The sequence below is a fragment of the Thermomonas fusca DSM 15424 genome, from assembly GCF_000423885.1.
GTDB classification, from domain to species: Bacteria; Pseudomonadota; Gammaproteobacteria; order Xanthomonadales; family Xanthomonadaceae; genus Thermomonas; species Thermomonas fusca.
On the sequence record NZ_AUIV01000048.1, the window covers coordinates 1 to 3433 of the forward strand.

2 protein-coding genes are annotated in these 3433 nt (G+C 53.5%); both read left to right on the forward strand.

Annotated elements, in window-relative coordinates; all coding sequences use genetic code 11:
* The first annotated feature begins 1412 nt into the window (after positions 1 to 1412).
* Positions 1413 to 2381 carry a hypothetical protein gene (locus G582_RS18110; RefSeq protein ID WP_156880553.1) on the forward strand — a complete coding sequence of 323 codons (969 nt, stop codon included), beginning with the start codon at positions 1413 to 1415 and terminating at the stop codon, positions 2379 to 2381.
* Between the two features lie 565 nt (positions 2382 to 2946).
* A complete protein-coding gene (locus G582_RS0113260; protein WP_156880555.1) occupies positions 2947 to 3339 on the forward strand; it encodes a hypothetical protein in 393 nt (130 codons plus the stop codon).
* Positions 3340 to 3433: the final 94 nt, after the last annotated feature.

Below are 3433 nucleotides of genomic sequence, written 5' to 3' on the forward strand. Positions count from 1 at the left end.
TGCATCGCGCTCTGCGCTTCTTGCGTTTTGCTGGGTCGGCGTCGGTCGGTGCTTCGCGCGTTCCACTTCTCGCTTCGGACGCATCGCTTCGGACAGCGCGGGTGCGCCGCCGCCAAGCGCATGGGTTGACCTTCGTCTTCGCGCTCGGTTGTGGTCGCGCCTTGCTGTGCTTGCCGTTGCGCTTTCGCGGGCCAGTGTTCTCGCTTCGACCGGGCGGCGCTCTGGCTTCGGCTCTTCCAGCCTCGGCCTGCGTGTGGCTCGGCTTTCGGGTAGCGGCTCCCGTGTCGTGCGTGGCACTGCTGCTTGCGGTTCCGCCGCTTCGGCCGTAACGTCGGCCCTAACAATTCGTTCAAGCCGACGCCGCTTCGCGGCGCGGCTTAACTCAGGTGTTAGGCGCCTACCGACGGCTTTCCCAACCATCATGGAGGACACGCAAGATGCACGGATTTCCACCCCCAAAGCCGGACTTACTTTCCACGACCACGGCCTGCATTTCTTTGCTCGCTGCAATCACCGTAGCGATTGCGGTGTGGCAATCTTGGGACATGTACATTCGTACAGTGTCACTCGCTGGCATGGCCGCGTCGTTCTTCTTCGTGTTTCGGCAGATTCACCTCAAGCGGACGAAGAAGGATCACCCATACAAATGGGACGTCATTCAAGCGAGTGTGCTGCCGATCATCGCTTTCTTAGTGTGCTTGGTTCTCGGTTTACGGCTCCACATACGGATGATGGGCGCCTAACAATGCGTTCAAGCCGAAATTGCATCGCTACGCCAGCCACATGGCAGAAAGAGCTTGCCATGTGTCCGGCTACGCGCTGCAATTCGGCTTAACTTAGGTGTTATGCTGCAACCGTCAGGATCACCGCCACCTGATGGAATAAAACCACGGCGGATAAGGAGGATCATGCTTTGAACTGGAAGATGATTACTTGCGTAGCATTGGTTTCAATTAGCTCATACGCCACAGCGGCTGACAAAAGCGCAAATCGTGACCGCGATCTACTGCAAGAAGTAAGCTCCATCCAAATTGAAGTGGATCGCGCTGTGGCTCCCATTCAGTCTAAGGCAGATTTGGACGCATACCTGCGCAGCGGCATCAAGTCACCCTTGTTTGCTTTGAGGAAGCCGCTACGCGAAAGGTTCATAAGCAGCCTAGTCTTCACAAATCACGGCTTAGCATCCTACTCGTGGAAAGAGCTGAGCACTTTAAGCGTAGAAGATTCTTACAAAATTCTGAGTCTATTCGGGGAACAAGGAGCAATTGCATCCATCCCTGGAGTTTCAGCAAAAAACAGAAACGAGGAGAATATTCTTCTAATCTCGCCGACGCCTTCAATCCGTCACGACACGATTGAAAATGCCGCATGCATCGTCGACGGGAGTCAAACACCGGTAAGTCGATGCGTATATGAATATGGGAGTAACTGCAACCCACGCTGCGCTTAATTGGAATTGGGTCCGGCCTGTCTGGCCGGGCCTTTCACAAATGGAGTTGCCCATGCTTAGAGCAAGCATATTTATAGCCGCATATACCTTTCTAGCTGCCCTGTCATCCCCTGCACTCGCCCAATTACCCCTAGACGACCTTAATGTTATTAACAAAGATCACTCTTTGGCACCGGCTGACAAACTAGCAATGCTCTCGGCAGAGTATGAACGTACTTACGCAAAACAAGAGGGAAAAATCACACATCTGCCAGATGATTTCTTAATTAGCTTGTTCAAGGCCGCTGACATGCTTTCAAACTACAGCCTTCTAAAGGGAAGAGCAGGATCTCTCCGCTACGTCAGCACTGTCAACTTGGTAATTGCTGAGTTGGAAAAGAGGGGGCTGGCGGAGGCGGCGCATTACAGAGCGGCGATAAGAACGAACATCTCCGCAAGACAGTTCCAAATTGCGAAGGATTTAGCCGCAACTTCCTCATCAGAGCTGTCACCCTCAATAAAGTCCTTGCCATCTTATGGCCGTAGAGTCATAGCTATTGATGAAGACCACAGCGCCATTGTCAAAAGTACTGACGTTGATAGACGGACGAGGATAGTTGTCGTATCCGGCTGCAATGTCGCATCGAAAGCTATTCGCGATATATTTTCAAACAGTAAGTTGCTGAAACTGTTCAACGATGGGGATGCACTTTGGCTCATGCCTCCTACATCCGATCTGGATCTGGAGAAAATGGAAGAATGGAATAACACTTATCCTTCCCAGCCTATTCAAATGGCGTTCGATACCTCTGAATGGCCAGAGATTGATTTTTCAGTTATTCCAAATTTTTATGTATTCGAAAATGGAAAAGTTATAGGCCAGGTAAGTGGCTGGAACGAATCAGAAACATCGGATCAGCTTCTGTTTCTTCTCAACAAAATACAAAATTAGTTGCAGCATAACAATTCGTTCAAGCCGACACCGCTTCGCGGCGTCGGCAAAGCCCCGTTAAAATTGTGACTGTGCCGCCGCCGCAAATCGGCGCGGCTTAACTCAGGTGTTAGGCCTGGGAAAAAGCTTTCCAATGTCGCCGGCTTCGGCAATTTCATTGCGTTCTGGGTTTCTTGCGTTTTGCTGGGTCGCCGTTGGTCAGCCGCTCGTGAACTGCTGTTCTCGCTTCGGACGCATCGCTTCGGATAGCACAGGTGCGCCGCCGCCAAGCGTGTGAGTTGATCTTCGGGTTCGCGCTCGGGTCTCCTCCCGCCGCGCGGTGCTTGCCTTTGCGCATTCGCTAACCAGTGTTCGTTGCTTCGGTTGGGCGGCGCTCTGGCTTCGGCTCTCCCAGCCTCGGCCTGCGTGTGGCTCGCCTTTCGGTCAGCGGCTCCCGCTTCGTGCGCGGCGTTACTGCTTGCGATTCCGCCGCTTCGACCGTAACGTCGGCCCTAACAATTCGTTCAAGCCGACGCCGCTTCGCGGCGCGGCTTAACTCAGGTGTTAGGCTTCACATGGAAAGTTCATGCTAGAACCCAACCAATTTGAAGAAGACGAGGCTTGGGTTGTGTTCCAACTCAATGATGCTCCCGTTCGCACCGAGCAAGACGGAGATTTCAATTGCATCGCACTCATGGACGCTGCAAGCGGCTTCATCTTTGGCACTGCTTTCGTGTCTGTTGCGCAGGCCGAGCCTTCCGTGTTTGAAGTGCGTAAATTATTCAGTTCATGCCTGGAGCGCAGCGGTGGCACCCCTGCCACCCTTCTGCTCCCGAAGGGGCAATTCCAAACTACGTTCTCCTCGGAGGCCAAGCGCCGCGGAATCACCGCCGTCCATGTTCATGAGACAGAACTTTTATCTCTCACCTCTGAGGCCACGCAAGGCTTCCGAGAGCATGTGCAGGGTGGCCGGGCGTGAAGCCTAACAATTCATTCAAGCCGACGCCGCTTCGCGGCGCGGCTTAATTCAGGTGTTAGGCCTGGGGAAAAGCTTTCCAGTGTTGTCGGCTTCG